1 protein-coding gene and 2 pseudogenes are annotated in these 4,675 nt (G+C 32.3%); all 3 read left to right on the top strand.

Going from position 1 to position 4,675, the window contains the following annotated elements; translation table 11 throughout:
• A partial coding sequence (locus tag ACTFWY_RS17560) for a divergent polysaccharide deacetylase family protein (protein WP_439948535.1) occupies positions 1-546 on the top strand: 546 nt, incomplete at its 5' end.
• Positions 547-830: 284 nt separating this feature from the next.
• Positions 831-1,050 (top strand): annotated as a pseudogene (locus ACTFWY_RS17555) (transposase); the annotation flags it as partial.
• Positions 1,051-4,297: 3,247 nt separating this feature from the next.
• Positions 4,298-4,675 (top strand): annotated as a pseudogene (locus tag ACTFWY_RS17550) (Rib/alpha-like domain-containing protein); the annotation flags it as partial.

Raw genomic sequence — 4,675 nt, 5'->3', positions numbered from 1 at the left:
AATATACTAAAAACAGATAACGTGAAAGCTACTTTTTTCATGTTAGGACAGATGGTGGATCAAAATCCAGATGTTGCAAAACAAGTCCACGACGAGGGTCATGAGGTAGCATGTCACTCGTATTCTCATCCACAATTGAATACACTTTCGACAGATGAATTACAAAGTGAAATAAATAAAGCTAATAAAGCAATTTTCAAGGCTACAGGCGTCTTGCCTCGCAATATCCGTCCCCCTTATGGCGCTATTGACAAAAAAAGTGCTGAAACAATTGGCATGCCAATTATTCAATGGGATATTGACTCACAGGATTGGAAATCAAAAAATCCTAGAGCAATCAATAATGTTGTCAAACAGAATGTTTATAATGGTGCAATCATCTTAATCCACGATATCCATCCTGAATCAGTTAAAGCCATACCAAATATGATCTCCATGTTAAAAAATAAAGGGTACGAATTTGTGACGATCGATCAACTATTGTCAGGAAAACAAAAACCATTGCATCAATATTTTGGTATGAATGATGAGCGACTAGTAGACTAACTGTAATTAGATTGAGTGGTATTTGAAGAAATTATATTTGTAGTTTCCTTATTTGATGAAAAGTCATGTAAAACAAATTAATAAAGAGTATTAAGTATACTAACTGTTGTAAGTATACTTAATACTCTTTTAGTTATTAACTTTAGTTAGTCTCGTTTGCGTAGCGTACGAAACAAAAAAACACGCTTTTCTGTGCGTGGACGAAATAGCTTTAGCGATAAAAAACTCCTTTCGATATACTAATAATGGCTACTAACCGCATATCAGATCGAAAGGAGTTTCTAATGTTTACCGATGATAAAAGTGTAGCACATACGAGATGTCATATTTTCTTTACCCAAAGTATCGACGAAAAGTGATTTATGGAAAGTTAAGAGTAGGTATTGGTCAGATATTAAGAAAATTGTGTGAGATGAAAGATATTGAAATCATTAAAGCTCATGTTATATTCATTTGTTAGTAAGAATAACGTCAAAAATTAGTATTTCCAGTTTTATGGGTTACTAAAAAGACGTCACTGATCAATTTAGAAAGGTAAATATATTCTGGTAATAAAGATAGACTGAACCCCGTAAAAACCTCATTGCAACGAATCAAGGAAAGACGCTTTTGCTTCTCCCTTGATTGGGCACATTCTTTGATTTTGATTTTTGATATTGATTATATCTTTTAATTCGCCATAGTTATTTATACAATAAAGAACTAAATTTTCTAAGAATAGACTTTCTAGATTCTTTATTTTCAGCTTTTACTAAAATGAAGTTATCCTATCCATTTTATTCAAAACAAATTTTTTAATAAGAAAGATCTGTTCTTTTTCTTTGAAGGAAAAGAAAAAGAAAACGTGAAAAGAAACTTATGCAATCTATACTGCTAATACCCTCTATAAGATCGTTGTATATTGATATTATTATCATGTTTATTTTAGGAAGAATACTATGAGTTAAGTTTTTAATAAGAAATGTCGAGTTTATGAACCTTTTTTCAAAGTTGAAAAAATTTCTTTATTTGATAATGGCGATCAGCATCTTTTAGAATGGATGCAATGGTTAAACTGATTGTTGAGTATATAATCACTTGTTTGTTTTTATTTATCTTTTCCCCACTATATGGTTAGTAGTCAGCCACTTTAGAAAGAGTTTTAGCTGTTTTTTACTTGAGGAACATCATTTTATTGGCAGTCTTATTTGACTTATTAAGTGAATTTATATTAAAAAAATTCGTTTTTACTCATAATAATCTCTACTAAGATTCCTCCTTTATTTGAGTATCATTCTCATTTGATTATAAATTAAATCCTTCCCTTTATTATTATCAACGAGAAAAAAGGTTAAATGAATACAAAAGAAATAGATCTTTTGTGACTAATAAAAAGTGAACGTTCATATTGAAAATATTATAAATTTAATTTAACATATAAATTGAGAAAGGGAATCTATTCTAACCTTTCTTATAAAATGAACGTTCGTTTTTTAGGTTTTCTTTTTGATAACTTTTTATGTTAGGAGGATAAAGTATGTTTTATCAAAGAAGCGAGAAGAAGTTTAAGTACGCAATTAAAAAGAAAAAAGGAGGAGGTGGAGCGGCTTCTTTCATTATCGGTGCAATGTTTTTAGGAATAGGATTAATTTCTTGTCCTACAGTTTCTTTTGCTAGTGAAACAACGGAGATAAATCAATCAACTGAAATCCAATCTACTTTGAATAATTCTATTCTAAAAGAAAGTAATTCAGAAGAAAAACAAAATATTGATGTGTCGGAAGATAGTGCTATAAATAAAGATCTAGAACTAGCTTCGAAAGCAACCATTTCTGAATCAGAAAATTCATTTGGTGAAACTACTAACAATCAAGAAAATACAAATTTATCTGAAGATAGTATTGAAGTTCAGTCAGAGAGTATTATTCAAAAGGAAGTCTTGACTGATAATGATGCTATTCAACAATTAGAAGTACATCCTCATGAAGATAGCGATGATGCTGCTTTAGTTGAGAATCAGATGACAAGAGTTACAGAAGAAAGTATAAAAAGCAATACTTCACAAGTAGATAAAGATACGACAGTTTTATCTAATACAACAAGGGACTTAGTTAATTTAGAAGATACTGCTATAGAAAATGTTACTCCACAAAAAACGATCAAAAAAGATAGTATTTCTTTATTAGAGGAAAATAATTCATCATCAGCATCAAGAACTTTACGTAGAAGTGTTAGGAGTCTTGATGTTCAAACTGGAGAAAACTTTTTAGAAGATTGGGCACTACCAGACAATTCTAACATTTCTGGAAGTTTGATTACTCAGACTGGAATTACTTATGTGGGTGTAAAAACTGATGATCCCACTCAATTACATTTGAAAATGGCTTACAGAGCTGCAGCAACGCCTGCTTCAATTGATTGGATTTATCTTCGTGTGGATCCAGAGCTTACGAAATATATTGAAGAAATTAACATAAAAAATACCGTAAACATCGGTGCACAAGTTGGGTACCAACGATATTTTGAAAAAGTAGATACTAATACATTGAGCAATGTAAATACTTTTGGAACTCCGACAGGTGTAAGTGATGCTTATGCACAAGTAGATCAAAAAACTGGCGGAATCTATCGTGTGTTATTAGATAAATTTTTCATACGTATTCCGGGCACGAATCCTAAGAGTCGAGGCGCGCTATCTGGAAACTGGGGTGTATTTCCATCTGTTCCTCTCGAGGCTGAAAGATATGAAGCGAATATCTATATAAAATTATCGAAAGATGTCGCAGAGTTACAGCAAGAGCTTGGAAGGGATAAGTTTGGTGTTCAACTTCGTTTACAAGGTCAATCAAGTTCTGGTGTTGCAACTATTGCTAAAGAAAGTTTAAATAAGAATACTATTGTTGATCTTTCACAAGAGGAGCCAGATGAAAATAATTCAAATTGGTTAAACTCACCATCTGTCCATACAATTACTACCACTTATGAAGGAAAGCAAATGGGAAGCGATGGTCAGTTCAGTAGTATTCTCGAAGGAACTGATAAAAGTCTGATTAGAGTTCAGAATACGATCATGAATAACCTTTTATATGGAACGGCACTTGATTTAGGTCGACCTGTTTCATTTAATATTGAGATTGATCCACAAATATTAAATTTAGTTTCAGATGATGATTATATTACGATTTGGCAAGTATACAGAGAAAATAGTATCAACCATCATGACGGTGGATCAAATGCACCTGTCATGTTGAAAAAGAATATGTTTGTAGATAATAAAATAAAAATTGAAGTCAACAAGGATAAAGCTGGTCAGTATGAAAACGGAGTTTACTACGTTAATGCTGTTGAGAGCTTTATGAATACTTTGAGTTCTTCACCATTTGTTGGTGCAAACTTTATTGATATTCCTGTTATGCCTAAACCTCTAATTGAAGATGAAGATCAATTGATATCAGCAGAAATTAAAACATGGTTTACAGATAAAAAAAATGATCAAGAGAGAATAGTAAGAAACTCACTTGCTTCAAGTTACATTAATTTATTCCCTACTACCATTAATTTCTATGATTATTCAACCAAGGATACAGAACAATTATTGAAGTTACGTGAATCAACCTACTTAGTTTCTACGTTTGGTCAAGAAATTAATGGAATGGATATGGGGGAAACATACGAAATTAGTAATTATGAGTTTGTGACTGCCGATCCTGAAAGTTTAATAATCACACAAAAAGATGGAAATATCATTAATTTGTATTATAAGAAACTTTCTAGTGATGCTGAATTTTATGAACCAGAAGTAGAAAAAGAAGAAGTCAACTACGGAGGAACGATTGATCTGACGGATAATGTAACTAACTTGGAAGAGTTGCCGGAAGGCACGAAAGTGAACGATGTTACACCAGAAGGTGTCATTGATACAACCCAGCCAGGTGAGTATGAAGGAACGATAGAAGTTACGTATCCAGATGGAACAAAAGATACAGTGAAAGTTCCAGTGGAAGTAGTGGACAATCGAAATGATGCTGAAAAATATACTCCAGAAGTAGAAAAAGAAGAAGTCAACTACGGAGGAACGATTGATCTGACGGATAATGTAACTAACTTGGAAGAGTTGCCGGAAGGCACGAAAGTGAACGATGTTACACCA

The sequence above is a fragment of the Enterococcus sp. 125944 genome (genome assembly GCF_051909435.1).
GTDB lineage: Bacteria > Bacillota > Bacilli > Lactobacillales > Enterococcaceae > Enterococcus_D > Enterococcus_D gallinarum.
The sequence above is the reverse complement of the archived record's forward strand: the minus strand, read 5'-3'. Positions and strand labels throughout refer to the sequence as shown.